This window comes from Myxococcus xanthus (genome assembly GCF_013116825.1).
In the GTDB taxonomy this organism is placed as follows: Bacteria; Myxococcota; Myxococcia; order Myxococcales; family Myxococcaceae; genus Myxococcus; species Myxococcus xanthus_B.
The window spans coordinates 1-26425 of the sequence record NZ_JABFNS010000070.1; the positions used below are offsets into that span (position 1 = coordinate 1).

The following is a 26425-nucleotide window of genomic DNA, read 5'->3' on the forward strand; positions in this document are numbered from 1 at the left end:
ACCCAGCCCACCGGCCCCGCGTACCACCCACGGTCCAGGCCTTCGTGCTCCACCAGGAACGACAGTGCGCGCTCACGGGGCGTACCGCCCACGGCCGGCGTGGGATGCAGCGCCTCCACCACCTGCGCCGGCGTCACCCCCGGCCGCAGCTCGGCGCGAAACCCCGTACGCAGGTGCACGACGTTCTTCAAGGCCAGCAGCGCAGGCTCCGCGTCCGACGACACCTGCTCCGCCAGCGGCGTCAACGCGGTGACGAGGTAGCGCACCACGGACGCGTGCTCGCGCACGTTCTTGTCATGGCCTCGCAGCCCGTCCGCCTGGCCGGGCGCGGCCGTGCCCGCCAGGGCCTCCGTCTCCAGCACCTGTCCGTCCACCCGGCACAGCGTCTCCGGCGTCGCGCCCAGGAAGCACGTGTCGTCCGGCGCGCGGAACAGGAAGGTGGCGCAGCGGGGATTCTGCTCACGCAGCCGTGCCAGCACGTCCACCACGTCAAAGGGCACGGGGCCTTCCGCATCCAGCGGGCGCGCCAGCACCACCTTCTGGAGGTGCCCGGACGCAATCGCGTCCAGCGCGCGCTGCACCCTCACCTCGAAGTCCGGCCGTGACGCGCGCAACTCCAACGCCACGGGCTCGCCGCGCGCATGCCGGTACGACTCCGGGAAGCAGGCACGGACCCGCTCCAACCGCGAGCGCACCAGGTCCTCACCCCCGCGGCCCTCCTGCGCGAACGCCACCACGCACGCGCCGCGCGCCGTGCGGAACACCAGCACCTCGGGCAGCGTCCAGCGCGTCACACCGTGCGACGCCCACGCCGTGTCCACCGTGCCCGAGTCACCGAAACGGATGCCGCCAAACCAGGGGCCCGGCATCGACTCCGGGGCTTCGCCCAGCCAGCGCACCTGCACACGGCCCAACGAGGCCAGCACGTCAGGAATGTCGGAGGCGTCCTGAGCCTCCACCACCGCCGCCTCACCCCACCCCGCCGCCGCGTCCTGCGCCAGCGGACGCTCCCAGTAGACGGTCGGAACGCCCAATACGTCCGCACCCGCGAGCGGATCCACCACCGCAAGGGGCGTCATTCCGGCCACCCAGCGCTGGCTCTCAACGGGAGTGTGCGTCTTCATCAGCGTTCCTCATCGGCGATTGCGTCGCAATCACCTTCGGTTGTCTTCTAAGCCATCTCGGCTATACATGCACCAAGGAGTTCAAAACCTCTTGAACTCCATGAATGGGAGGGTCCGTGGGAGGCAAGCGGCCAGACGAACCAGCCGGGTCCGGACGGGCCCCGGGGGCGCTGCGGGTGCTTCGCGTGGAGCGGCCCGAAGGCACTCGCGTGCGAGTGGGCCCCGTGGAAATCGGAGGCCCCGGGTTCGTCGTCATGGCTGGCCCCTGCGCGGTGGAAGGCGCGGAGCAGGTGCAGCACGCCGCCTCGGTGGTGGCCGCCGCGGGCGCCCATGTCCTGCGCGGTGGCGTATTCAAGCCTCGCACCAGTCCCTACGCATTCCAGGGCATGGGCGAGCCGGGCCTGCACGTCCTGGCGGAGGCCGGGCGCCGCCACGGCATGCCCATCATCAGCGAGGTGATGGAGTCGGCGCAGATTCCCCTCATGGAGGAGTCCACGGACATCCTCCAGGTGGGTGCGCGCAACATGCAGAACTACTCGCTGCTTCGGGCACTGGGGAAGGTGCGCAAGCCCGTGCTGCTCAAACGAGGCCTGTCGGCCACGTTGCAGGAGTGGCTGCTGGCCGCCGAGTACATCCTCGACGGCGGCAACGAACAGGTGATGCTGTGCGAGCGCGGCATCCGCACCTTCGAGACGGAGCTGCGCAACACGCTGGACCTGGCGGCGGTGGCATGGGCGAAGCAGCGCTCCCACCTGCCCGTCATCGTCGACCCGTCCCATGCGACGGGCGACCCGGCGCTCATCCTCCCCATGTCGCTGGCGGCAGCGGCCGCGGGGGCGGATGGATTGTTGATTGAAGTCCACCCGAAGCCCGAGCAGGCCATGTGCGATGGGCACCAGGCCCTGACGCCTGAACGCTTCGAGACGTTGATGCGGCGGCTGCCAGCTGTGCTAGACGCGGTGGACCGACACCTTTGGCGGCCGGAAAGCCCGGCCCAGGTCGTGAGGGCACGATGACTACTGAAGTCCGTGAGATGTTCTCTTCCATCGCCACGAAGTACGACGTGACGAATGAGGTCCTCTCGTTCGGCATCCACCGGCTGTGGCGCCGGAAGGCCGTCCGGCTCAGCACCGCGAAGGAAGGAGACCGCGTCCTCGACTGCGCATCGGGCACTGGCGACCTGGCCCTGTCCTTCAAGCGCAAGGTGGGCGTCTCCGGCCATGTCGTGGGCACGGACTTCTGCCCGGAGATGCTGGAGAGCGCCCCCGCCAAGGCGGAGAAGGCGGGCCTCCAGGTGGACTTCCAGGTGGCCGACGCGATGGACCTGCCCTTCGCAGCGGACAGCTTCGACGTGGCCTCCATCTCGTTCGGCATCCGCAACGTGGATGACCCCGTGAAGTGCCTGAAGGAGATGGCGCGGGTGGTCCGGCCTGGTGGCCACGTCATGGTGCTGGAGTTCGGCCAGCCCACGGGGGCCTTCGGGGCCTTGTTCCGCTTCTACAGCAAGACGGTGATGCCTACCGTCGGAGGGCTGCTGACGGGCAACCGCGCCGCGTACCAGTACCTGCCCAAGACGTCCGCCGCCTTCCCGGCGGGTGACAAGTTCCTGGAGTTGATGGAGCAGTCCGGGGCCTACGCGGCAAAGTCCGCGCATGCGCTCACGTTCGGCATCGCCTACGTCTATGTCGGCACCGTCCGCTGAGGAGCGGCGGCACCTCGTCGAACAGATTCTCGCCTCGGTGGATCCCCGGCTCGCGCCGGGACTGAGGGAGGCGGTAGCCCGCCCGGGCCCCTCCCCGCTCCCCGGCTCCGGTCAGACGGTGGTGCTCGCCGGCCACCGGAGCGCGGGCAAGTCGCGCCTCTTGCCCATGGTGGCCCGCCTGCTCGCGCGCCCCGGGCTGGACCTGGACGCGCACCTGGAACGCCTGCACGGGCGCCCGCTGCGCAGATGGGTGGCGGAAGCGCCACAGGAGTTCCGGGCCGCTGAACGCCTCGCCCTGCAAGAACTGCCGGCCGGAGGGCTGGTGGCCGTGGGAGGCGGTTTCCTGTCGCACCACCCCGACGCGCTGACCGGGCTCTTCACCCTGGTCGTCCCCATCTGCTTCGACACCTACCGTGCACGGCTGCTCACGGACCGGACGCGCCCGCGGCTGCGCCCCGACGTGTCGCTCGAAGAAGAATTGTACGCGGTGTTCCATGAGCGCGAGGTGCTGCACGCCCGCGTCCCCACCGTGGCCCTGGAGGACTTCCTCCGAGGTTGCCTTGCCCCCGAGGTGCCCCTGTGACGCCCGCCCGGCGCGTCGTCACCCTGCCCCCCACGCTGCTCGGCGAAGACGCTGTCCGCTTCGCGCGCGACGGCCAGCGCCGTGGGGCGGACGTCCTGGAAATCCGCACGGACCTGCACGCCCCAGACGCCATCTCGCCCGAGGCGCTGGCGGCGGTGCTGCCGCTGCTCGTCTCCGAGCGGGGCAAGCCGCTGCCCGCCCCCTGGGTGGACGCGGCCTGGCGCGTGGACCGGGATTTGATGGACGCGTCGGGACAGCAGGCATCGCTGGCGGCGCCTCCGGGAAAGCTGCTCGCGTCGCACCACGCGAACCGGCAGCTCTCCACGGAGGAGGCGCTCCAGTTGTGGGAGCGTGAGCTGCCCGCCGACGCCCTGGTGAAGCATGTGGAGCCGATGACGGACCCGGCCCACCTCGTCACACTGCTGGAGACACAGCGGCGGATGGTGGCGCGCTTCGGCGCCACGCGTGTCACGGTGCTGGGCATGGGCGCGGTGGCGTTGCCCACGCGGGCGCTGCTCGCCCGGAACAACGTGTTGGACTACGTCGCGGCGGGAGGCGCCTGGGTCGCGGCGCCCGGCCAGCGGCTGCTGGACGACGCCGTGCGAGCGCTGCGCTGCGCGGACCGGTCCACGGTGGCGCCGCCGCTGCGGCTGGGCATCCTGGGGACGTCCATCGTCCACTCGCGCTCTCCCCGCATCCACCGTCAGCCCTTCGACCGCATCGACCTGCCGGAGAACGGGCCCGTGGAGGCCGTGGTGGACGCGCTCCTCCCGCACTACGGAGGCTTCGCCGTCACCAGCCCCTTCAAGCTGCGGCTGGCGAAGCACACGGGGTCCTCGCTGGACGCCATCAACACGCTGGTCCGCCGGGGCGGCCGGTGGGAAGCCTTCAATACCGACACGTTCGGCGCCCGCACGGTGCTCGAGCGGCTCGGGGCTCGCGAAGTCTTCGTCCTGGGGGACGGTGGCGCTACCTCGGCGCTCCGGTCCGTGGCGGCGGAGCTGAGCTGCGACTTGCGCGTCTTGCGACGCGCCGACATCCAGGCGCCTCTCACAGGGGCGGGCGTCTGGACCTGGCCCGATAGGGTGCCCGCTCCTGACGACCTGCGCTTCGACGGGGCCCGTGTGGCGGTCATCGCCTACGGCGCCCCGGGCCGGCGCATCGCCGCGGAGATTGTCCGACGCGGCGGCACTCCGGTCCTGCTGGGTGCGGCGTGGTTCATCGCGCAAGCCCGGCGTCAGCGCCAACTCTGGGAGTCCGCGACATGAATACCTTCGGCGACTTGTTTCGCCTGACGACGTTTGGAGAGAGCCACGGGCCCGCGCTCGGCGCCATCCTGGATGGCTGCCCCGCCGGCGTGCCCCTGACGCGCGAGCAGATTCAAGTCGCGCTGGACCGCCGGCGCCCCGGCCAGTCCACCATCACCACCGCGCGCAGCGAACCGGACCAGGTGGAGCTCCTGTCCGGCGTCTTCGAGGACAAGACGCTGGGGACGCCCATCGCCGCCATCGTGCGCAACACCAACCAGCGCTCGGGGGACTACGAGAAGCTGAAGGCCGAGGACCGGCCCGGCCACGCGGACGCCGTGTGGCGCGAGCGCTTCAAACACCGTGACCACCGCGGCGGCGGACGCACCAGCGGGCGCGAGACGCTCTGCCGCGTCATCGGCGGCGCCATCGCCGAGGCGTACCTCGCCCGGGACGTGCCCTCCATCCGCACCGTCGCCTACGTGTCCCAGGTGGGCAACCTGGTGGCCGCCGTGCCCGCGCCGGGCCTCACCCGCGCGCAGGTGGACGCCCACGCCACGCGCTGCCCGGACGTCGCCATCCGCGACGAGATGTCCCAGCGCATCCTCACCGCGAAGGAGGCGGGGGACAGCCTGGGCGGCGCCATCGACGTGCGCGTGGAGGGCCTGCCCGTGGGCCTGGGCGAGCCCATCTTCGGCAAGCTCAAGGCGCGCATCGCGCAGGCCCTGGGCAGCATCGGCGCCGTCACGGGCGTCGTCTGGGGGCCGCCGGACCTGCTCGAGCGCATTGGCCAGCCCGGCATCCAGTTCCACGCCGTGAAGGACGCGTACGGCGGCATCCAGGGCGGGCTCGCCAACGGTGAGCCGATGCAGATCCGCACCTTCTTCAAGCCGCCCGCGACGCTGCAGGAGCATGCGAAGGGTGGCCGTCACGACCCGTGCATCATGCCGCGGGCAGTCCCGGTGCTGGAGGCCATGGTGTCGCTCGTCATCGCCGACCTCGTCCTCCACTTCAACGCGAGGCCCCACGCGCCATGAGTGCTCTTCCTCCCGGGGCCTACCGTCCGCCGTCCGACCGCTGGGGCACCTTCGCCCGCCTCGCCAGGAGCCTGCCCGAGGGCAGCGTGGCGGTGGTGGACCGGACCGTCGCGAAGCTCCACCCCACCCTCATCCCCACCCTGGAGTCGCGCAGCCCCCGCGCCATCATCCAGCTCACCGGCGGTGAGAGCGCCAAGACGTTCACCGCGCTGGAGAAGGTCCTGGCCAACGGCCTGACCCTTCCGCGCTCCGGCACGCTCGTGGCCGTGGGCGGCGGCACCATTGGTGACGTCTCCACCGTGGCCGCGCACGTCCTCAAGCGCGGCGTGCGCCTGGTGCAGGTCCCCACCACGCTGCTGGCGGCGGTGGACAGCAGCGTCGGCGGCAAGGGCGCGGTCGACATGACGGTGCGCGGGCGCGTGGTGAAGAACCCGGCCGGCGTCTTCCACTACGCGGACGAAGGCTGGGTGTGCCCCGAGTTCTTCGACACGCTCTCCGATGCGCAGCGCCGCGAGGGCGCGCTGGAGGCCTGGAAGATGGTGGTCAGCCTCGACGCGCCGCTCTTCAGCCGCTACGTGCGCAAGCCGCCCGCGCTCGAGAAGCTCGTGAAGGACGCCCGCGCCCTGAAGGAGCGCATCTGCGCGCAGGACCCGTACGAGCACACGGGGCTGCGCCGGGTGCTGAACTTCGGCCACACCTTCGGCCACGTGCTGGAGAGCGTGTCCCGCTTCAAGCTGTCCCACGGTGACGGCGTGGGTCTGGGCATGCTGCTCGCCCTGGACGTGGGTCGTCACCTGGGCGTGACACCGGAGCCCGTGGCCGCCGAGGTCGAAGCCGCCCTGGCCAACGGCCCCGGCGTGCAGGGCCGCGAGCGCGCCGCCGCCCTGCTCCGCCGCGCGCCGATGAAGGACGTGCTGGCGCTGCTCACCGCCGACAAGAAGGCCGGCGCCAAGGGCGAGCTGCGCATGGTGCTGCTGACGGCCATTGGCGCCACCGAGGTGCGCGACGTGGACGAATCAGGCTGGCGTGCCCTGTGGCCCGCGTGGACGAAGGGGGTGCGACCATGAGCACGGCGAAGGCGTCCCGTATCGTGGTGGACCCCTCCACCCTGCACGCCGCGCCCCTCACCCCACCGGTGTCCAAGTCGGACGCGCAGCGGGCGCTGGTGCTGGGGCACCTCACGGGCTCGTGGCCGCTGCCCTCGGTGCAGGCCGAGGCGGACGAGGACCTCCCCGCCGACGTGCGCGTGCTGCGCCAGGGCATCGAGGCCCTGCGCCTGCCTCCGGACGCCGTGCGCGACATCGACTGCGCGGACGGCGGCGCGCCCTTCCGCATCCTGGCCACCCAGGCGGCGGTGACGCCCGGCGCACAGGCGCGCTTCACCGGCACGCCCCGCCTGGGCGAGCGGCCCCACGGCCCGCTCTTCATGTCCCTGCGCGAGGCCCTGGGTCCCGCGGGCCTCACGCTCACCGAGGGCACGCCCTGGCCAGTGGAGCTGCGCGCCCCCCGTGACACGTCGAACGTCTCTCCCGTGTTCCGCGTGCCGGGCGCCCAGAGCAGCCAGTACGCCTCCAGCCTGCTGCTGGGCTGCGCGGCGCTGTACCTGCGCGAGCGCCGCCCCTGGCGCGTGGAGATTGACGGGCCCCTCACCAGCGCGGGATACCTGGAGCTGACCCTCACGTGGCTGAGCCGCTTCGGCTTCGACATCCAGCGCTCCCCGTCGAGCTACACCGTGGCCGGGTACGCGGCGCCCCCGGCCGTCCCCACGCTTCCGGGGGATTGGTCGTCCCTGGGCTACCTGCTGCTGGTGGCGTGGAAGACGGGCGGCACCGTGGTGCGCGCGGACACGGGCAGCGCCCACCCGGACGACGCCATTGTCCGGTTGATTGAGCAGGTGGGCCTGCGCGCGGTGCCCGCGGACGCGCCCTTCACGCTCAAGGTGGAGGGCCGGCTTTCAGGGGGCCTTCGCGCCTCCGGCGAGGAGTGCCCGGACCTGCTCCCCACGCTGGCCGCGCTCGCCTGCGTGCTTCCGGCGCCCTCCACGCTCACGGAGGTGGGCATCCTCCGCGTCAAGGAGAGCGACCGCCTCGAGGGCATCCGGGCGCTCGTGAAGGCGTTCGGCGGAACCACGGAGCTCCAAGGAGAACGGCTGCAGATCCAGCCACCCCGCACGCCACCTGCGGGCTTCGAGGTGAGCAGCGAGGGAGACCATCGTCTCGCGATGACCGCTGCGACACTGTGTGTCCTGTCCGGCACGCCCCTGACACTCACCGGTCCGGAGTGCGTGGAAAAGAGCTTTCCTGGGTTCTGGCGGCAGTTGTCCAGGGTGGGTGTTCGGATAACTGATGCACGATGAGACCCTCAGTGTCCGTCCAGCAGACTTATCGTTCTTTTTTGTTGAAAGCACTCTCCCCCCTGTGAAATCTCCGCCCCATGGCCAAGGACACGCTGACGATCACCGACAATCGGACCGGGAAGACCTACGAGGTCCCGATCGAGAACGGCTGTATTCGCACCAATGCTCTCCGCCAGATCAAAACGGGCGACGATGACTTTGGGTTGATGGGCTACGATCCGGCGTTCCTCAATACCGCCAACTGCAAGAGCGCCATCACCTTCATCGACGGAGACAAGGGCATCCTCGAGTACCGGGGCTACCCCATCGAGCAGCTCGCGGAGAAGTCGAGCTTCCTCGAGGTCGCCTACCTCCTGCTGAACGGTGAGCTTCCCTCGGAGAAGGAGCTGCAGCAGTTCAACCACCTCGTCACGCACCACACCTACGTGCACGAGAATGTGAAGAGCTTCATGGACGGGTTCCGCTACGACGCGCACCCCATGTCCATGGTGAGCTCCACGGTGGCGGCGCTGTCCAGCTTCTACCCCGACGCGAAGAACATCAAGGACCCGCTGAGCCGCCGCATCCAGATCACGCGGCTCATCGCGAAGATGCCCACCATCGCCGCGTTCTCCTACCGGCACACGATGGGCCTGCCGTACATCTACCCGGACAACGACCTGTCCTACGTCGCCAACTTCCTGGCGATGATCAAGCGCATCGGCACGTCGACCTACAAGGTCCACCCGGTGCTCGAGCGCGCGCTCGACATCCTCTTCATCCTGCACGCGGACCACGAGCAGAACTGCTCCACCACGTCCGTGCGCACGGTGGGCTCGTCCGAGGTGGATCCGTACTCGGCGGTCAGCGCGGGCATCGGCGCCCTCTACGGCCCGCTGCACGGCGGCGCCAACGAGGCCGTGCTCCGCATGCTCCGCGACATCGGCCACGTCTCCAAGATCCCGGAGTTCATCAAGTCGGTGAAGAGCGGCGAGGGTGAGAAGAAGCTGATGGGCTTCGGTCACCGCGTCTACAAGTCCTACGATCCGCGCGCCAAGGTCATCAAGCGCGTGGCCGACGAGGTCTTCGAGGTGACGGGCAAGAACCCGCTGCTGGAGATCGCCGTCGAGCTGGAGCGCATCGCGCTCGAGGACGAGTACTTCGTGAAGCGGAAGCTGTACCCGAACGTCGACTTCTACTCGGGCCTCATCTACGAGGCGATGGGCTTCCAGGTCGAGATGTTCCCGGTGCTCTTCGCCATCCCCCGCACGGTGGGCTGGTGCGCGCAGTGGGAGGAGATGGTGACGGACAACGAGCAGAAGATCGCCCGTCCGCGCCAGGTGTTCACGGGCGCCCCGCGCCGCGACTACGTCCCCATGGACAAGCGCGCCGCCAAGTAGGTCGTGACACACGGCCCGCGCTTCTCGCGTGGGCCAGAAGCACGAAGGGGCGAGGAACCGCGAGGTTCTCCGCCCCTTTCGCTTTCCCGCGACGCCGGCGCGCTCAGCCCGTCTGAGAACCGCCCCGCGGGGACTCGTCGTAGAGCGACTCCACGAGGCCCGCGTACTTCTCCGCCACCACGTTGCGGCGCACGCTCAGCTTCGGCGTCAGCTCACCGCCCTCCACGGAGAAGTCCTTCGGCAGCACCGCGAAGCGCTTGATGGTCTCGAAGCGGGACAGCTTCGGGTTCACGTCGCGCTCCACGCGCTCCTGGAGGAACTGGCGCAGGCGGGCGTCCTCCGCGAGTCGAGCCGCGTCTTCCGGCCACCCCTGCGCCCTGGCCAGGGCCCGCGCCTTCTCCGCGTCCAACGTCAGCAAGGCCACCAGGAAGTTGCGACGTTCGCCCAGCACCACCGCATGCCCGACACCGGGCAGGGCCTTCAGCAGCTCCTCGATGTTGGAGGGAGACGTCTTCTTCCCGCCCGAGGTGACGATGATGTCCTTCTTGCGGCCGGTGATCTGGACGTAGCCGTCCGCGTCCAGTTGGCCCAGGTCACCGGAGTGCAGCCACCCGTCCGCCAGCAGCTCGGCGGTGGCACCCGGGTTCTTGTAGTACCCCATGCAGACGTTGCCGCCGCGCACCAGCAGCTCGCCGTCGTCCGCGATGCGCAGCTCCACCCCCATCATCGCCCGGCCCACGGAGCCCAGCCGCGTGTGGGACTCGGTGTTCACCGTGCCAGGGCCCGTCACCTCCGTCATGCCCCACACCTCGTGGATGACCATGTCGATGGAGGCGAAGAAGTCCAGCACCTCCCGGCCGACGGGCGCCGCCGCCGTGGCGAAGAAGGACACCCGCTCCAGGGCGATGCGCTCCTTCAGCGGGGCAAACACGAGCCGCCTGGCGAGCAGGTACTGGGCCTCCAGCGTCATCGGGACGCTCTGGTGGCGCATCACCCGCTCATGCCGCTCCGAGGCCACCCGGCGCGCCCAGGCCACCACCCGGCGCTTCGAGGGCGGCTGCGAGGCCAACCCCTCCTCCGCCTTCGCCTTGAACTTCTCCCACACGCGCGGCACGCCGAAGAAGAACGAGGGGCGCACCTCCCGCAGGCTCTGCGGCATCGCGTCCACCGATGCCGCGAAGTACACCTGCACCCCGTTCAGCAAGGGACTGTAGAGGGAGATGATCTGCTCGGCGATGTGCGACAGTGGCAGATACGACACGAGCGAGGACGCGGTGGGTTGGCCGAACGTCACCGAGTCCGTGAGCTGATTCGCCGTCCACACCAGGTTATGGTGGCTGAGCATCACCCCCTTGGGGTGGCCGGTGGTGCCAGAGGTGTAGATGAGCGTGCCCATGGCCTCCGGCTTCAAGGCGTGGACGCTGTCCCAGTAGGGCTTCTCGTCCGCGCCGGTGCCCAGGGCCATGACGTCCGCGTAACGCAGCACGCCCTCCGGGAGCACCGTGGGCGCCTCGATGACGACCACGTGGCGCAGCTTGGGAAGCCGCTCGCGCAGGGCCAGGGCGGTGCGCAGGTGCTTTTCGTTCTCCACGACCAGGAGCGTGGCCTCGCAGTGCCCCAGGATGTACTCCAGCTGCTCCGGGGCACTGGTGGTGTAGAGACCGACAGGAACGCCCCCCATGGCGATGGCCGCCAGATCGGCGACGTGCCACTCCTCGCGGTTGAAGCTCAGGATGCCCACCGGCTGGCCCGCACCCACCCCCAGCGCGTGCAACCCCAGGGCGAAGCGCCGCACCCGTTGCGCATATTCAAACCACGAGGTGGGCGCATAGGCGCCCCCTCGGCGCGTCCACAGGGCCGGGCGCTGCTCCTGCTGTGCGGCCCGGTCATGGAGCGCATGCACCACCGACTTGGGAAGGTCCATGCCCCGAACGCTAGCGGAAGCAAGGCCCCCTACCAATGTCCCCCCGTCTCGGACGTTGACAGCTGGTTGGAGTGCTTTGTATGCCGCGCCCGACCATGAGCATCGACTTCACCTGCCAGAAGTGCGAGGCGAGCTTCGAGCTGGACGCTCAGGACCTCATTGAAGGGACTGAAAAAATCGTCTGCCCGCATTGCGACGCCAAGGCGCCCGCCAACCTCACGGAGGACTTCGTCGCAGCGCTCACGGAGATGCGCGCCCAGATCGCCGCGCTCGACAAGCGGTTCGCCGTGTCCATGACGTTGGAGTCCGAGGACCTGGAGGACATGCTCGACGAAGACGACGAGGAAGACGACGAGGACGATTCGGAGGACGACGACCTCGACGAGGACGAGGACGAGGACGTCGACGACGAGGAGGACTACGACGAGGACGAGGACGACGACGACCGTCGTTGAGCCTGTCCGCCTGCCCTCCAGCCCGGGGAGCCCCCCACACACGAGGGGGTAACCGGGCCTGGAGCGCAACCCTCCCGGCAGATGGCCGGGTGCGTAGCTTAAAGGCGTGAAAACGCCCAACCGCGCCACTTTGTTCGTCGCACCTCTCTCGGCCGTGCTTCTGGCGCTCGGAGGGCTGCTGATGTTTCCCGCCTTCACTCCACCCGTAGCGCTAGCGGCCCTGGGAAAAGCTCAGGGTCAGCCCTGCATCACGGAAGGCGAAGACGACCCCAAGGCCTGCTCCGAGCTCGTCGAGCTCGAGGTGCAGGATGTCGTCCCGCTGGAGGAGGCCCAGGCCCACGCCGTGGTCCTGGCCACCAAGGACAAGGGCATCGTCCTCCCGGTGTTCGTGGACGAGGCCTCGGCCATCTCCATCGCCTTCCGGCTGGCGGAGCGCCAGCCACCCCAGCCGCTCGCACAGGACCTCTTGGACGACGTGGTGACGGAGCTGGGCGCCAAGGTGACGGAGGTCCGCATCGACGACCTGCGCGACAACGTCTACTCGGGCCGCGTCTTCCTGGAGCAGGGCAAGAAGAAGATGACGCTGGACGCCCGGCCGTCGGACTCCATCGCCATGGCGCTCACCAGCCATGCCCGCATCCGCGTCACCCGCAAGGTGCTGACGCTGGCCGGCATCACCCGCGAGGAGATCGAGGGCCTCCAGCAGGAGGGCCCCGGCGTGGGCGGCAGCGGGCCGCTGGACGCGCCCGGCTTCCCCGCCCCGGGCGCCCCGAGCGAGCCGCCCATCGACATGGACATGGAGGGCCTGCCACCGGGCCACTCGATGCCCCAGACGCCGCTGGGCACGGGCAAGGAGATCGAGCTCTAGGGCCTCACGAAAGGCACTTGCAAGAAAGCCCGGCCCCCCCTCCCAGGGATGCCGGGCTTTCTCTCTCTGCCATCGAGAGCGCAAAGGCTCCGCGGCACCTGGTGAGAGGCCCGCGTCAGCAGAAGAGTTAGTCCCGCGGGCGCAAGGCTGTCAAGCCGGGCACCCCGCCGCCTAGGATGCGCAGCCCTATGCGCAAGGCGAAAATCATCTGCACCCTGGGCCCCGCTTCGGACACGCCCGAGGTCATCGAGGGGCTCATCCGCGCGGGCATGAACATGGCGCGGTTGAACTTCTCCCACGGCACGCACGAGGAGCACCGCCGCCGGGTGGAAACCATCCGCAAGGTCGCGAAGCGCCTGGGCACGCCGGTGGCCATCCTCCAGGACATCCAGGGGCCGAAGATCCGCCTGGGCCGCTTCGACGGGGGGCAACTGCTGGTGAAGCAGGGCCAGTCCGTCACGGTGACGACGCGCAACGTCCTGGGCCAGGACGGCGTCATCCCCACCCCCATCAAGACGCTGGTGAAGGACGTGGCCAAGGGCCACGAAATCCTCCTGGATGACGGGCGCGTGCGGCTGCGGGTGCTGCGCGTCCAAGGGCAGGACGTGCAGTGCCGCGTGGAGGTGGGCGGCGTGCTCAAGAATCACAAGGGCCTCAACCTGCCTGGCTCGCCCATGTCGGTGCCCACGATTACCCGCAAGGACGCGGTGGACCTGGCCTTCGGCCAGGAGGTGGGCGTGGACTACGTGGCGCTGTCCTTCGTCCGCACGCCCGAGGACATCAAGAAGGCGCGCGCGCACGTGGCGAAGCTGAAGACGCCCCTCATCGCGAAGATTGAAAAGCCCCAGGCGGTGGAGCGCGTGGAAGAGATTGCCGCCGTGGCGGACGGCATCATGGTGGCGCGTGGCGACCTGGGCGTGGAGATGCCCCTGGAGCGCCTGCCGGCCATCCAGAAGCACATGGTGAGCGTGGTGAACCGCATGGGCGGGCTCGTCATCGTCGCCACGGAGATGCTGGAGAGCATGGTGGCCAACGCGCGCCCCACCCGCGCCGAGGTGTCCGACGTGGCCAACGCCATCCTCGACGGCGCGGACGCCGTCATGCTGTCGGGCGAGACGGCCGCGGGCAAGTACCCCATCGAAGCGGCGTCCACCATGGCGTGCATCGTGGAGGAGACGGAGCGCGGTGTGGTGAAGCACCAGCACCACTCCCCCTTCGAGCGCTCCGAGGACCTGGGCACCGGCGTGGCCGCGGCGGCCGTGGCGGCGGCGACGCAGTTGGGCATTGGCACCATCGTCGCCTACACGGAGAGCGGCCACACCGCGCGCCTCATCTCCGAGTTCCGGCCCCACGCGCGCATCATCGCCCTCACGCCGAGCGAGCCGGCCGTGAATCGCATGGCGCTCTACTGGGGCGTGACGGGCATGCAGGTGGCGCGCGTCTCCACCACGGACGCCATGCTCACCCAGGTGCGTCAGCTGTGCCGGAAGGAGAAGCTCTGCGCGCCCGGCACGCCCGTGGTGGTGGTGGCCGGTGTCCCGCTCAACGTCCCGGGCAACACCAACCTGATGAGCATCCACCGCATCTGAGCGGGCCAGCGGGGCCCCCGGGACGTGCCGTCACCGGGGCTCCGCGGCCAGCGGGCTCAGAGGACCTTCTGCTCGAAGTCGTAGATCTTCTCGACGGCGAGCTGCCGGTAGCGCTCCATGTTTAGCGCACGGCGAGCGCACTCCCACACCAGCTCGTTGGGCGTGCGGTCCGGCTCCTTCTTCTTCCGGCGCTTCACCTCCGCCTTGATGGCCTTCACGGCCATGCGGGGGTGGTAGCAGAACGCGGAGGAGAACAGCAGGTGCCCACCGAAGGGGATGAGGCGCGCCTCGATGATGTCCCCCGTCTCCAGGCCCGCGACGTGGCGGCGCTCCGTCACGTCGAAGTCCTTGCCCGAGTACAGCTCGCGCAGACGGACCTCGCCCTTGCCCAGCTTGCGGACCTCGAAGAGGCCATGGACCGTCTCCGTGAAGCTCCGGAAGGCGTTGGCCTCCTCGGGCGCGGAGCCGGCCAGGCGCTGCTCGTAGAACTCCGTGGCCGGCGTCTTGTTCGTCAGCGGCGAGACGCGGTCATAGAGGTAGAAGTCCAGGAAGGACGCCATCCGCAATTCGAAGAGCTTGTCGTCCTCGAAGACCTCGCCCGTCAGACGGAAGTACTCCGCCTTGGCCTGGAGCAGGTCCTCCTTGCGCGACTCGGCACTGCCAAAGGCGATGAGCTGATCCAGATACGGCTGATAGGAGAGCGGTGACAGCGACGAGGTCATATTCGGTGGCGCCATCCTACCCCGCCATCAGCTTCGCGAACCTGTCGAAGAGATAGCGCGCGTCATGGGGGCCGGGCGAGGCCTCGGGATGGTACTGCACGCTGAAGGCCCGCGCGTCCGGGACGGCCAGGCCCTCCACCGTGCCGTCGTTGAGGTTGATGTGCGTCACGACGGCCAGGCCCTTGAGGCTGGCGTCATCCACGGCGAAGCCGTGGTTCTGCGCGGTGATTTCCACCTTGCCCGTCGTGAGGTCCTTCACCGGCTGGTTTCCGCCCCGGTGGCCAAACTTCATCTTGTACGTCCGGCCACCCAGGGCCAGCGCCATGATTTGGTGCCCCAGGCAGATGCCGAACACCGGCACCTTGCCCAGCAGCGCCGCCACGGTGCGGTCCGCCCCCTTCACCGCCGCCGGATCTCCAGGGCCGTTGGCCAGGAAGACGCCGCTCGGCTTGCGCGCCAGCACCTCTTCCGCCGTGGTGGTGGCCGGCACCACCGTCACGCGGCACCCCACGTCCACCAGGAAGTGCAGCATCGACTTCTTCAGGCCGTAGTCGTAGGCCACCACGTCGAAGCGGGGCTCGGCCGGCACCCGCACCTCTCCCACGCCGGAGAAGACGTCCGGCGAGGGCTGGGTGAAGGTGTAGACCTCCTTCGTGGACACGCCCGTGGCCAGGTCCAGGCCCTCCATGCCGCGCGCGGAGCGGGCACGCTCCACCAGGGCCCCGGGGGACAGGCCCTCGCTGGAGATGACGCCCATCTGCGCGCCGTGCGTGCGCAGGTGGCGCACCAGGCGGCGGGTGTCGATGCCCTCGATACCAGCGACGCCGTTGCGCTTCAGGTACGCGTCCAGCGACTCCTTCGCGCGCCAGTTGGACGGCTGCGCGCTGAGGGCACGCACCACCATGCCCACCGCGTGCACCCGGGCGCCCTCCTCGTCCTCCGGGTTGGCGCCGACGTTGCCAATCTCCGGATACGACATGGTGACAATCTGGCCCACGTACGAAGGGTCCGTGAGGACCTCCTGGTAACCGTACATGGTCGTGTTGAACACCACCTCACCCACCGTTTCGCCCACCGCGCCAAACGCGCGGCCTTCGAACGTGGTGCCATCCGCCAGGGCGAGCACTGCCCGTTTCGTCATCACCGCGACTCCTTGCTCTGGCCGACCTGGCCCTTGTCGAACACTCTGTGGCCCGCGACCCACGTCTGGATAACGCGCCCCTTCTGCTTCCGGCCATGGAACGGTGTATTCCGGCTGCGGGAATGGAACTGGTGGGCGTCCACCGTCCACTCCACGTCCGGATCCACCACCGTGACGTCCGCTGGCGCCCCAGGCGCCAGGTGACCGCCCGGCAGGCCGAACGCCTTCGCGGGCCCGTGCGTCAGCAGCTCCACCGCGCGATTCGCGGTGAGCACGCCCGCATGCACCAGCTCCAGCGTCAACCCCAGGGCCGTCTCCAGCCCCACGATGCCGTTGATGCCCTTCTCGAACTCCACCTGCTTGTCCAACACGCCGTGCGGCGCATGGTCCGTGGCGATGGCGTCCACCGTCCCGTCCACCAGCGCCTCGCGCAGGGCCTGCACGTCGGTGTCCGCGCGCAGCGGCGGGGCCATCTTCGCGTGGGTGTCATAGTCCCCCACCGCGCGGTCATCCAGGATGAAGTGGTGTGGCGCCACCTCGCAGGTGACGCGCAGACCGCTGCGCTTGGCCTCGCGGATGAGCCGCACGCTGCCCTCGCAGGACACGTGCGCCACGTGCAGCCGGCCCTTCGTCTCCTCCAGCAGCACCAGATCTCGCGCCACCATGGCCACCTCCGCGGAAGCGGGAATGCCGCGCAGGCCCAGCCGCGTGGACGTGGTGCCTTCATGCATGGCCCCGCCCGCGGACAGCGTCAGGTCCTCCTCGTGGACCATGACGGGCACGTCGAACTGGGTGGCGTATTGGAGCGTGCGCCGCATCAGCGACGCGTTCATCACCGGGCGGCCATCGTCAGTGATGGCCACGCAGCCGGCGGACACCAGCTCGCCCATCTCCGCCAACTCCTCGCCCTTGAGCCCCTTGGTGATGGCCCCGGCGGGATAGACATGGCACAGGCCCGCGGCGCGGGCGCGGTTCAGCACCAGCTCCGTCACCATGGCGTTGTCGTTGACCACCTTGGTGTTGGGCATGGCCACCACGGCGGTGAAACCACCCGCCACGGCGGCGCGGCAGCCGGTGAGGACCGTCTCCTTGCCCTCCTCGCCCGGCTCGCGCAGGTGGACGTGCAGGTCGATGAAGCCCGGCAGCACCCACTTGCCGGTGGCATCCACCACCTCGGCGCTGGAGGGCACTGGCAGCAGGGCCTCCGACACCTCCACCACCTTGCCGTCGCGGACCAGCACGTCGCGGACGCCGTCCACCCCGTTGCGAGGGTCGATGACACGCCCCCGTCTGAAGAGCACCGTGGAGCTCATGCCGTACACACCTCCAGGATGGCCCGCCGCACGGCGACGCCGTTGGACACCTGCTCCAGGATGACGCTGCGGGCGCCATCCGCCACCGCTGGCGCCAGCTCCACGCCCCGGTTGATGGGGCCCGGATGCATCACCACCGCGCCCGCCTTCATCCGCTCTTCGCGAGCCGCGTTGAGGCCGAACAGCCGTGCATATTCACGCGTGGAGGGCAGGAACGCCTGCTCCTGCCGCTCCAGTTGGACGCGCAGGCACATCACCGCGTCCGCGCGGGGGAGCACCGCGTCCAGGTTGTACGTCACCTCCGCGCCCAGCGACTCCAGCCCCGGCGGCATCAGCGTGGGCGGGCCGCACATCACCACCTGGGCGCCCAGCGCCTTGAGGCAGTGCAGGTTGGAGCGGGCCACGCGGCTGTGCAGCACGTCGCCCACGATGAGCACCGTGCGCCCGTCCAGCGAACCCCAGCGCTGGCGCAGCGTGAAGGCGTCCAGCAGCGCCTGGGAGGGGTGCTCGTGCGTGCCATCACCCGCGTTGATGACGGCGCACTTCACGTGCTTCGCCACCAGGTGCGGCGCTCCGGAGGAGCGGTGACGCATGACGATGGCCACCGGCCCCGTCGCTTCGATGTTGCGGGCGGTGTCCAGCAGTGTCTCACCCTTGGACACCGAGGAGCCGGTGTGGGTCCAGTTGAGCACACTGGCCCCCAGCCCCTTCGCCGCCATGTGGAACGACGTTCGCGTCCGGGTGGAGTCCTCGAAGAAGAGATTCGCCACCACCTTGCCGCGAAGCAGGTGGGTGGTGTCGGGAGCGCCGGGGAGGTGTGCCTTCGCCCGGTCGAGCAGTGACTCCAGCTCGTCCCGGCGCCAGCCTTCGATTCCAAGCAGGTGTCTCATGGCCGGGGGCGCCGCGTACCCCGGGGCGTGCGGCACGTCAAGCGTCGTGCGCGGCACGGCGGCCTGCCTGCTTCCAGCGAACGCCTCAACGGACCGGTTCGAAGAACCGATCCACGCGGAGGCCCGTGCCACCGAACAGGCCGTGCAGCAGCCCGTGATAGCCCAGCGACAGCCACACCACCATGGCCTTGCCCTTGATGTGGCCGTAGGGGACGTACTCCGCCTTGCCGTACCCGGTGACGCCCAGGCCGTGGCGGCTGTCCGCGCTGTTGTCCCGGTTGTCACCCACGGCGAAGACGTGGCCCGGAGGGACCTCGTAGGGACCTTCCCGGCGCGGCATGCGCGGCAGCGTTTGCAGCGCGGCGTGCGCTACGCCGGACAGGTTCTCCTCGTAGAGGGTCTCCTGCTGGTCGTACCAGCGCCCGTCGTCGGTGATGTTGTGGACGGTGAACTCGTTGGAGACGAGCTCGCGCTGCTGCGGCTGGCCGTTGATGTGGACGACGCCGTTGATGAACTCCACCACGTCGCCCGGCACGCCGACCACGCGCTTGATGTAGTCCACCGACTCGTTCACCGGGTTGTTGAAGACGATGACGTCTCCACGCTCCGGAGGCCGGACGATGACGAAGGGCACGTAGTTGAGGAACGGCAGCCGCACGCCGTAGATGAACTTGTTGACGAAGACCTGGTCGCCAATCTCCAGCGTGGGCAGCATGGAGCCGGAGGGGATTCGGTACGGCTCCACGATGAAGGTACGGAACACCAGCGCCACCAGCAGCGCCTTGCCGAACCCGCCCAGGAAGTCCATGGCGGACTGCTTGCGGAACGCGCCCAGGTGTTGCGCGGTGAGCGCCTCCAGGCCCTTCACCTCGGTGCGCAGCGCCTCCGCGTCACCCGCGGCGGAGGCCTGCTCGACGCGCAGCGCCTGCTCGGCGATGCGCTCCAGCACCGGCCCCGCCACCTTCGCGCTCACGCCGGGCTTGCGGAGGATGCGCTCGTTCTCCTCCAGCAGCTCGTTCGCATCGTGGCGCACGCCGCGCAGCGCCTTCTCCTTGGGGGAGACGTTGCGCCACACCAGCAGGGCCACGAAGTAGAGGACCAGCAGCAGCCCCAGCCCCTTCATCACCGGCTGGGCCCACGCGGCGGACGCGCGCGAGTACTCGATGATCACCGTGTACGGCACGTACAGCAGCGCCAGGATGATCAACGGAGCCCAGAGGCTGGTGAGGCGCTCGCGCCACACCAGCACATTGCGGGCGCGAAGCATCTCAGGCGTGCGGCGGGCCGCCATCGCCTCGGAGAGCTTCGCGGGAGGGGTGGCGGAAGGCATGGCCGCGTTCATGGACTACTGCTCCGACTTGAGGACCGCGAGGAAGGCTTCCTGCGGAATCTCCACCGTTCCGACCTGCTTCATGCGCTTCTTGCCCTCCTTCTGCTTCTCCAGGAGCTTGCGCTTGCGGCTGATGTCACCACCGTAGCACTTGGCGAGCACGTTCTTCCGGATGGCGGAGATGGTCTCACGCGAGATGATCTTCGCGCCAATCGCCGCCTGGATGGCGACCTCGTACATCTGCTTCGGGATGACCTCCTTCAGCTTCTGGCACACCTCGCGGCCGCGCAGGTAGGCGCGCTCGCGGTGCACGATGACGCTGAGGGCATCCACCGGGTCCCCGTTGATGAGGATGTCCAGCCGGGCCAGGTCGGACTCGATGTAGCCGGCCAGCTCGTAGTCGAGGCTGGCGTAGCCGCGCGAGACGCTCTTGAGCTTGTCGAAGAAGTCGAACACGACCTCCGCCAGCGGCATCTCGTAGGTGACCTGCACGCGCTGACCGCTGCTGCCCAGGTACTTCATGTCCTTCTGCACACCGCGGCGCTCCTGGCACAGCTTGAGGATGGCGCCCAGGTGGTCGTTGGGGACGTGGATGTGGCAGGTGAGGATGGGCTCCTCGAACTTCTCGATGTGCTGAACCGGCGGCAGCTTCGCCGGGTTGTCCACCAGCAGCGTTTCACCCTTGCTGGTGGTGATGCGGTACACCACGCTGGGCGCGGTGGTGATGAGGTTCAGGTTGTACTCGCGCTCCAGGCGCTCCTGAACGATCTCCATGTGCAGCAGGCCCAGGTAGCCGCACCGGAAGCCGAAGCCCAGCGCGGTGGACGACTCCGGCTCATAGGTGAACGCCGAGTCGTTGAGCACCAGCTTCGCCAGCGCGTCGCGCAGGTTCTCGTAGTCCGCGGAGTCCACCGGGAAGATGCCGGAGAACACCATGGGCTTCACTTCCTGGAAACCCGGGAACGGCTCGGCCGTGGGACGCGACTCCTCGGTGACGGTGTCACCGACCTTGGCGTCCTGCAGCTCCTTCACGTTGGCCACGAGCACGCCCACCTCGCCCGCGATGAGCTGCGGCACCGGGCGGGAGAACGGGCTGAACACGCCCAGCTCCTGGACCTCGAAGACCTTGTTGTTGCTGAACAACTTGATCTTCTGCTTCAGCTTGAGCGTGCCTTCCAGCACGCGCACCAGCGTCACCACGCCCCGGTAGTTGTCGTACCAGGAGTCGAAAATCAGCGCCTTGAGCGGCGCGTCCGCAGAGCCGCTCGGAGGCGGCACGTTCTGCACGACGGACTCCAGGATATCCTGGATGCCGATGCCCTCCTTCGCGGAGCACGGCACGGCGACGGACGCATCGATGCCGATGACGTCTTCAATCTCCGAGCGCGTGCGATCCACGTCCGCGCTCGGCAGGTCGATCTTGTTGATGACCGGGATGATCTCCAGGTTGTGGTCCAACGCCATGTAGACGTTGGACAGCGTCTGGGCCTCCACCCCCTGCGTCGCATCCACGACCAGGAGCGCGCCTTCGCACGCGGCCAGGCTGCGGCTGACCTCGTAGGCGAAGTCGACGTGTCCCGGCGTGTCGATGAGGTTGAGGACGTACTGCTTGCCGTCCTTCGCGGTGTAGTTCATCCGCACGGACTGGGCCTTGATGGTGATGCCCCGTTCGCGCTCGATGGCCATGTTGTCGAGGAACTGGGCTTGCGCCTCGCGCTTGGTCAGCGTCCCCGTCTTGTCGAGGAGACGATCCGCCAGCGTCGACTTTCCATGGTCGATATGGGCGATGATGCAGAAGTTACGGATGTGCGCGTTTTCAGCCGGCATGTTCAGGGCGCTCGTCGGAAGAAGCGGGCGTGCGTAACAGGGAATCGCGCGAAAATCTACGCGCACGCGTACGCCCAATGAGCAACCCACCGGGGGAGCTTGTTTGTTCCCCATCCATCAGCGCCCGTCCCGGGCGAACGCCCCTGGGACAGACCCTGGGCCCCCCTCCCGGCACGCCCGGTCCCCGGCCCTCAGGGCCGGCCCGGGTCAGCGCGTGGCAGGGGGTACCGCCCTCCCCCGCCTCGTCTCGAGCGGGGGCGCTGGACGCCGCTCAGCCGTGGGCGCGAGCGGGCGCGCCGGCCTTCTGCCGGAAGTACTCAAGGGTGCGGCGCAGGCCCTCGCGCACGTCGACGCTCGGCTCCCAGCCAAGCACCTTCTTGGCCAGCGCGTTGTCCACACAGGAGCGCATCTGCTCCCCCGGCTTGCCGGGCGCGTGGGTGACGGAGACGCTGGAGCCCGCCGCCTCGGCCAGCAGCGCGTAGAGGCGGTTGATGTCCGTCTCCACGCCCGTGCCGATGTTGATGGCGCCCACGTAGTCGTTCTCGAAGGCGAGCCGGTTGGCGCGGGCCACGTCCGGACCGAAGACGAAGTCGCGGGTCTGCTTGCCCTCGCCGAAGATGGTGCAGCCCTGACCGGCGATCAGCCGCTGGCTGAAGATGGCCACCACGCCCGCCTCGCCGTGCGGGTTCTGCCGCGGGCCGTAGACGTTGGCGTAGCGGAGCGCCACGTACGGCAGGCCGTATTGCGCCCGGTAGTAGCCCAGGTACAGCTCACCGGACGCCTTGGAGACACCGTACGGAGAAATGGGCCGCGTGGGGTGACTCTCCGGCGCGGGGAACACGTCCTGCTCGCCGTAGATGGCGCCGCCGGTGGAGCTGAAGATGACCTTCTTCACCCCGGAGACGCGGGCGGCCTCCAGCAGGTTGAGCATGCCGCGGATGTTCACGTCAGCGTCGAAGCTCGGGTCGTCCACGCTGCGGCGGACGTCCATCTGCGCCGCCAGGTGGCAGAGCACGTCGGGCTTCTCGGACTTGATGAGCTCCGATGCCTCGCGGCTGCGGATGTCGTGGACCGCCAGGCGCACACGCGGGTCCAGGTTCTCCCGCTTGCCGCCGGACAGGTCATCCAACGCGATGACGTCGTGACCACCGCGCAGGAACTCATCGCACACATGCGAGCCAATGAAGCCCGCGCCACCAGTCACCAGGACCTTCACGCAACCTCCCGCCTGCAGGCCTTGCAGGATCTTCGCGCCGGCAACCTATGCCGGGGGCTTCGTGGCGGCAACCTCTCGGAACCAGGCAATGGTCTCCCGAAGACCCTCTTCCAGCGGCACCTTCGGCTCCCAGCCCAGCAGCGTCCGAGCCCGGGTGATGTCCGGCTGACGCTGCTTCGGATCATCCTTGGGCAGCGGCTTCTCGATGATGGCCCCGCCCCCGCCCGCCGCCGCGCGCACGGCCTCCGCGAACTGACGGATGGTCATCTCCCGGGGGTTGCCGATGTTCACCGGGTTCGGCTCGTCCGACAGCATCAGCCGGACCAGCCCGTCCACCAGGTCCTTCACGTAACAGAACGAGCGCGTCTGGCTGCCGTCCCCGAAGACGGTGAAGTCCTCGCCCTTGAGGGCCTGGCCCACGAAGGCCGGCACCACGCGGCCGTCATTGAGGCGCATGCGCGGACCATAGGTGTTGAAGATGCGGACGATGCGGACCTGCACGCCCTTGGTGCGCCCGTAGGCCGCGGTGATGGCCTCCGAATAGCGCTTGGCCTCGTCGTACACGGACCGGGGGCCAATGGGATTCACGTTGCCCCAGTAGTCCTCACGCTGCGGATGCACCAGCGGATCCCCGTACACCTCCGACGTGGAGGCCATCAGGAACACCGCCTTGTTCGCCTCCGCCAGCTTCAGCCCGTTCTCCGTGCCAATGGAGCCCACGCGCAGCGTTTCCAGCGGGAGCTGCGCGTAGTCGATGGGCGAGGCCGGCGAGGCCATGTTGAAGACGTAGTCCAGCGGCCCCTCCACCGGGATGCGCTCGGTGATGTCCGCCTTGACGAACGAGAAACCCGGCCGCCCGTTCAGCGTGCGCAGGTTCTCTTCGTTGCCAGTGATGAGGTTGTCCACGGCGATGACCACCGCCGCGCCGTCATCCAGAAGACGCTCACACAGGTGCGACCCGACGAAGCCGGCGCCGCCCAGGACCGCTACCCGCTTGCCACGCATGCTCTTCACGTCACGCCTCTCTCTCACAGCTCGTCGAACGTCGACTGCCCCGGCAACTGCGCCTTGTACTTCTCCAGGACCAGGTCGATGCCCTGGCGGATGTACTCGGCCACGGGCACCTTCGTCTTCTGGTTCAGCGCCTTGAGGAGCTCGTTCTGCTCCGGGGTGATGTAGATGGTGGTGCTGACTTTCTTTCGGGCCATGGCGATATGTGAAAATATATGAAATGACGTGTCGCGCGAAAGCATCTCGTACGAATGACGTCGCCAGGCAACCCCCAGACACTGGGAGTTCTCCATGCCACGCTACAAGCATTTGATTTTACTGGGCCTTATGACCTCGGGGGCCCTGACAGGTTGCGCCAGCAGCAAGTCGGCGGAGCAGGATGGCGCGGGCTCCGCGAGGGGCCGGCTGGCCGGGGAGCCCATCCGCCCGGAAGCCGGGGCCCACGAGGAGCTCACGCAGCAGGACGCCAACGGCGACGGCCGCCCGGACGTGTGGACCTACACGGTGGACGGGCGGAAGGTCCGCCAGGAGCTGGACCTGAACTGGGACGGCCGCGTGGACCTGACGCGCTACTTCGACGCCAACGGCGACAAGGCGCGTGAGTCGCTGGACCTGGACTTCGACGGGCGCGTGGACGCCACCTACTTCCATGAGAAGGGCGTCAACACGCGCCGCGAGCGCGACACCAACGGTGACGGCCGCCCGGACAGCTTCACCTACTACGAAGGCGGCAAGCTGGTGCGCAAGGAGCGCGACACGCAAGGGACGGGCCGCATCGACTACTGGGAGTACTGGGAAGGTGGCCAGGTGGACCGCATCGGCGAGGACCTGGACGGGGACGGCACGGTGGACAAGTGGACCCGCAACCCGAACAGCGCGGCCCGCGAGTAGGCGGGCCGCCGCGGTGGACAGCGGCTACGGGTTGCTGGTGCCGGTGCGCCCGTAGGCGTCCTCGAGCCGGACCACGTCGTCCAGCTCCGGGGTGCTGACCTCGAGGATGTCACAGTCGGTCAGCGCCACCATGCGGTGCTTGGTGAGCGGCTTGATGTGGTAGCTCTCACCGGGGCTCATCTCCTTCTCGATGAGCCCCTGGCCCTCGTCGACGACGAAGAGCAGCTTGCCGCTCTGCACGTGGATGGTCTCATCCTTGCGGTTGTGGAACTGCAGGCTGAGCTTGTGGCCCTGCTTCACGTGCAGCAGCTTGCCCACGTAGCGTTCGGTGTGAGCCCAGATGAGTTCGTATCCCCAGGGCTTCTCCACCCGCTTCGTCGTCGTCATGGCGCTTCCCGTCTTCCTCGTCCCGCTCTAGTTCGTGCCGGCCACGAATGCGTCGAGCGAAGTCTCACGCTTGAAGTCTGACAGATACCGGGTGGCCGCATCCCGGGAGGCGAAGCTCCCCATGCGGACGCGGTACCACGTGCCCTTACCGGCCACTTCGGCCGTCAGGATATAGGGGGCATAGCCCCGATCACGCAACCGAGCGGCGAAGCGGTCGGCTTCCTGCTTGTCCTGGAACGCCGAGAGCTGGAGCGTGAAGGCTCCACCCTTCACGGCCTGCGCGGGCGGCGAGGCGGGCTGCGCCGGCCGCTGGGTGGCGCGGGCAATGGCCTCCTTCAGGCCGCCCCCCTCCGTGGTGGTGGTGCGCGTGGGGACGGCGGACGCCTCCACCTTGCCCGACACCGGCACGGCCTTCGCGGCAGTCGGAGCGGTGGGGGCCTCGGCGACCACGACGCGCTCCGGCTCGGCCTTGGGCTCCTCCGGCGGCAGCTCCCCCGTGTCCGGGTCCGGCGTGGGCGCCAGCGCGGCGCGCTGCGCGGAGGCCGGCTTCGGCTCGGGCGGCTTCGCGGCGGCGGGCTTCTCCGCCGGCGGCGGCGCCTTGGCGACAACGGGCTTGGGCTGCGGCGGGGCCACCGGCTCGGCGGCGGCCTTGCGGGTCAGCTCGTCCGGGAAGGTGAGCGGCTGCTCCTGCTGCACATTCTGGAGCGCCTGCGCGTTGGCATCCAACGCGGAGAGCAGGTCCGGCGCGGCCACGGCATCCGCGTTGCCCGCGAGCTTCTTGCCGACGACGACCCCCAGCACGAAGACAGCGCCCATCACGACGATGCCGGCGATGAGCAGGCTGACGATCTGCCGGTTGTCCAGAGAGACGTCGAACTTCTCCTTCATCCGGTGAGCATCACGCATGGCTTGAAAGTCCTCGGGCGCGGTCGCAACGGCCACACGAAATCCGTGTTGCGGCCTGTAGCGACGGCATGGAGGGCAAAGTACGCCCCACCCCAGAGCCGGTCAAATTCGCGGAACGACTCCAAGCCTCACCGTCAACCCGTGACGGGCACGGAGAACGAGGCCCCCGCGGCGAGAGGCAGCGGCGACAGGGCCTCACCGGGTGGAGTGTCCGGAACGGGGGAAGCCGCCGTGGCGGGTGGGGCATTGAGCCGCTCGCGCAGGTCCTTTCCGGCGGCGAAGGACAACGTGCGCCGCGCGGGTACCGATACGCGTTGGCCCGTCTTGGGGTTACGGCCCGTGCGAGCCCGGCGCGTGCGGACGCAGAAGACGCCGAAGCCCCGCAGCTCGATTCGCCGTCCGGCGATCAGGGCCTGGGACATTTCCTCGAAGACGGCGTGGACGATGGCTTCCACCTCACGCCGTGGAACATGCGTGGCACGCTCCACGATGCGCTCGATGAGCTCACTGCGCGTCATGCACACCTC

26 protein-coding genes are annotated in these 26425 nt (G+C 69.0%); 12 read left to right on the forward strand and 14 right to left on the reverse strand.

Annotation, left to right across the window (positions count from 1 at the left end):
* On the reverse strand, window positions 1-1124 hold a 1124-nt coding region (locus HNV26_RS20810), incomplete at its 3' end, for an isochorismate synthase (RefSeq protein WP_171452857.1).
* Between the two features lie 104 nt (window positions 1125-1228).
* On the opposite strand from HNV26_RS20810, the gene aroF reads away from it, so the two are divergent.
* The 8 genes from aroF to HNV26_RS20850 all read left to right on the forward strand — a co-directional run bounded on the left by aroF (window position 1229) and on the right by HNV26_RS20850 (window position 9428).
* The gene (gene aroF, locus HNV26_RS20815; RefSeq protein WP_140862698.1) at window positions 1229-2140 is read left to right on the forward strand and encodes a 3-deoxy-7-phosphoheptulonate synthase; all 912 of its coding nucleotides are present in this window, start codon (window positions 1229-1231) and stop codon (window positions 2138-2140) included.
* Window positions 2137-2826: a bifunctional demethylmenaquinone methyltransferase/2-methoxy-6-polyprenyl-1,4-benzoquinol methylase UbiE gene (gene ubiE / locus HNV26_RS20820; protein ID WP_171439671.1), complete on the forward strand. Its 690-nt coding sequence runs from the start codon at window positions 2137-2139 to the stop codon at window positions 2824-2826. The genes aroF and ubiE overlap by 4 nt, the downstream gene beginning before the upstream one ends.
* Window positions 2807-3409, forward strand: coding sequence for a shikimate kinase (locus HNV26_RS20825; RefSeq protein WP_171439672.1), 603 nt, complete (start codon window positions 2807-2809; stop codon window positions 3407-3409). Before ubiE ends, HNV26_RS20825 begins: the two co-directional genes overlap by 20 nt.
* Window positions 3406-4677, forward strand: coding sequence for a shikimate dehydrogenase (locus tag HNV26_RS20830; protein ID WP_171439673.1), 1272 nt, complete (start codon window positions 3406-3408; stop codon window positions 4675-4677). Before HNV26_RS20825 ends, HNV26_RS20830 begins: the two co-directional genes overlap by 4 nt.
* Window positions 4674-5693: a chorismate synthase gene (gene aroC, locus HNV26_RS20835; protein ID WP_171439674.1), complete on the forward strand. Its 1020-nt coding sequence runs from the start codon at window positions 4674-4676 to the stop codon at window positions 5691-5693. The genes HNV26_RS20830 and aroC overlap by 4 nt, the downstream gene beginning before the upstream one ends.
* Window positions 5690-6760, forward strand: coding sequence for a 3-dehydroquinate synthase (locus tag HNV26_RS20840; protein ID WP_171439675.1), 1071 nt, complete (start codon window positions 5690-5692; stop codon window positions 6758-6760). Before aroC ends, HNV26_RS20840 begins: the two co-directional genes overlap by 4 nt.
* Window positions 6757-8049 carry a carboxyvinyltransferase gene (locus tag HNV26_RS20845; protein WP_171439676.1) on the forward strand — a complete coding sequence of 431 codons (1293 nt, stop codon included), beginning with the start codon at window positions 6757-6759 and terminating at the stop codon, window positions 8047-8049. Before HNV26_RS20840 ends, HNV26_RS20845 begins: the two co-directional genes overlap by 4 nt.
* 77 nt (window positions 8050-8126) lie before the next feature.
* On the forward strand, window positions 8127-9428 hold the full coding sequence (locus HNV26_RS20850) for a citrate synthase (protein WP_141258970.1): 1302 nt from the start codon (window positions 8127-8129) through the stop codon (window positions 9426-9428).
* A 103-nt stretch (window positions 9429-9531) separates the two neighbouring features.
* Here the strand turns inward: HNV26_RS20850 and HNV26_RS20855 are convergent, their stop codons facing one another.
* Window positions 9532-11352 carry an AMP-dependent synthetase/ligase gene (locus tag HNV26_RS20855; protein WP_171439677.1) on the reverse strand — a complete coding sequence of 607 codons (1821 nt, stop codon included), beginning with the start codon at window positions 11350-11352 and terminating at the stop codon, window positions 9532-9534.
* Window positions 11353-11432: 80 nt separating this feature from the next.
* On the opposite strand from HNV26_RS20855, the gene HNV26_RS20860 reads away from it, so the two are divergent.
* From HNV26_RS20860 to pyk, 3 genes are all read left to right on the forward strand, one after another.
* Window positions 11433-11807, forward strand: a complete 375-nt coding sequence (locus tag HNV26_RS20860; RefSeq protein WP_171439678.1) for a hypothetical protein — start codon at window positions 11433-11435, stop codon at window positions 11805-11807.
* A 181-nt stretch (window positions 11808-11988) separates the two neighbouring features.
* Window positions 11989-12675 (forward strand): bifunctional nuclease family protein, encoded by a 687-nt coding sequence (locus HNV26_RS20865; protein ID WP_171439679.1) that lies wholly within the window; start codon window positions 11989-11991, stop codon window positions 12673-12675.
* A 188-nt stretch (window positions 12676-12863) separates the two neighbouring features.
* Entirely contained in the window at window positions 12864-14264 is a 1401-nt protein-coding gene (gene pyk / locus HNV26_RS20870; protein WP_171439680.1) for a pyruvate kinase, read from the forward strand.
* A 56-nt stretch (window positions 14265-14320) separates the two neighbouring features.
* Here the strand turns inward: pyk and HNV26_RS20875 are convergent, their stop codons facing one another.
* The 9 genes from HNV26_RS20875 to HNV26_RS20915 all read right to left on the reverse strand — a co-directional run bounded on the left by HNV26_RS20875 (window position 14321) and on the right by HNV26_RS20915 (window position 23911).
* Window positions 14321-14986, reverse strand: coding sequence for a DUF7986 domain-containing protein (locus HNV26_RS20875; RefSeq protein WP_090491433.1), 666 nt, complete (start codon window positions 14984-14986; stop codon window positions 14321-14323).
* A 16-nt stretch (window positions 14987-15002) separates the two neighbouring features.
* The gene (carA, locus tag HNV26_RS20880) at window positions 15003-16127 is read right to left on the reverse strand and encodes a glutamine-hydrolyzing carbamoyl-phosphate synthase small subunit (RefSeq protein ID WP_171439681.1); all 1125 of its coding nucleotides are present in this window, start codon (window positions 16125-16127) and stop codon (window positions 15003-15005) included.
* Window positions 16127-17440: a dihydroorotase gene (locus HNV26_RS20885; protein ID WP_171439682.1), complete on the reverse strand. Its 1314-nt coding sequence runs from the start codon at window positions 17438-17440 to the stop codon at window positions 16127-16129. The genes carA and HNV26_RS20885 overlap by 1 nt, the downstream gene beginning before the upstream one ends.
* Complete coding sequence (locus HNV26_RS20890; protein ID WP_171439683.1) at window positions 17437-18330, reverse strand: aspartate carbamoyltransferase catalytic subunit; 894 nt, start codon at window positions 18328-18330, stop codon at window positions 17437-17439. The genes HNV26_RS20885 and HNV26_RS20890 overlap by 4 nt, the downstream gene beginning before the upstream one ends.
* An 85-nt stretch (window positions 18331-18415) precedes the next feature.
* The gene (gene lepB, locus HNV26_RS20895; RefSeq protein WP_171439684.1) at window positions 18416-19672 is read right to left on the reverse strand and encodes a signal peptidase I; all 1257 of its coding nucleotides are present in this window, start codon (window positions 19670-19672) and stop codon (window positions 18416-18418) included.
* 3 nt (window positions 19673-19675) lie between these two features.
* A complete protein-coding gene (lepA, locus tag HNV26_RS20900) occupies window positions 19676-21487 on the reverse strand; it encodes a translation elongation factor 4 (RefSeq protein WP_090491428.1) in 1812 nt (603 codons plus the stop codon).
* A gap of 271 nt (window positions 21488-21758) precedes the next feature.
* Window positions 21759-22703, reverse strand: coding sequence for an NAD-dependent epimerase/dehydratase family protein (locus HNV26_RS20905; RefSeq protein WP_171439685.1), 945 nt, complete (start codon window positions 22701-22703; stop codon window positions 21759-21761).
* 45 nt (window positions 22704-22748) lie between these two features.
* Window positions 22749-23708: a UDP-glucuronic acid decarboxylase family protein gene (locus HNV26_RS20910; RefSeq protein ID WP_171439717.1), complete on the reverse strand. Its 960-nt coding sequence runs from the start codon at window positions 23706-23708 to the stop codon at window positions 22749-22751.
* 23 nt (window positions 23709-23731) lie between these two features.
* Window positions 23732-23911, reverse strand: a complete 180-nt coding sequence (locus HNV26_RS20915; protein WP_002640579.1) for a ribbon-helix-helix domain-containing protein — start codon at window positions 23909-23911, stop codon at window positions 23732-23734.
* A gap of 94 nt (window positions 23912-24005) precedes the next feature.
* Between HNV26_RS20915 and HNV26_RS20920 the strand changes: the two genes are divergently transcribed.
* Complete coding sequence (locus tag HNV26_RS20920; protein ID WP_171439686.1) at window positions 24006-24605, forward strand: hypothetical protein; 600 nt, start codon at window positions 24006-24008, stop codon at window positions 24603-24605.
* 24 nt (window positions 24606-24629) lie between these two features.
* On the opposite strand, the gene HNV26_RS20925 is transcribed toward HNV26_RS20920, so the two are convergent.
* From HNV26_RS20925 to HNV26_RS20935, 3 genes are all read right to left on the reverse strand, one after another.
* A complete protein-coding gene (locus HNV26_RS20925; RefSeq protein ID WP_171439687.1) occupies window positions 24630-24992 on the reverse strand; it encodes a cupin domain-containing protein in 363 nt (120 codons plus the stop codon).
* 27 nt (window positions 24993-25019) lie between these two features.
* Entirely contained in the window at window positions 25020-25898 is an 879-nt protein-coding gene (locus HNV26_RS20930) for an SPOR domain-containing protein (protein WP_171439688.1), read from the reverse strand.
* A gap of 134 nt (window positions 25899-26032) precedes the next feature.
* The gene (locus tag HNV26_RS20935; RefSeq protein ID WP_171439689.1) at window positions 26033-26416 is read right to left on the reverse strand and encodes an HU family DNA-binding protein; all 384 of its coding nucleotides are present in this window, start codon (window positions 26414-26416) and stop codon (window positions 26033-26035) included.
* Between the last annotated feature and the right edge of the window lie 9 nt (window positions 26417-26425).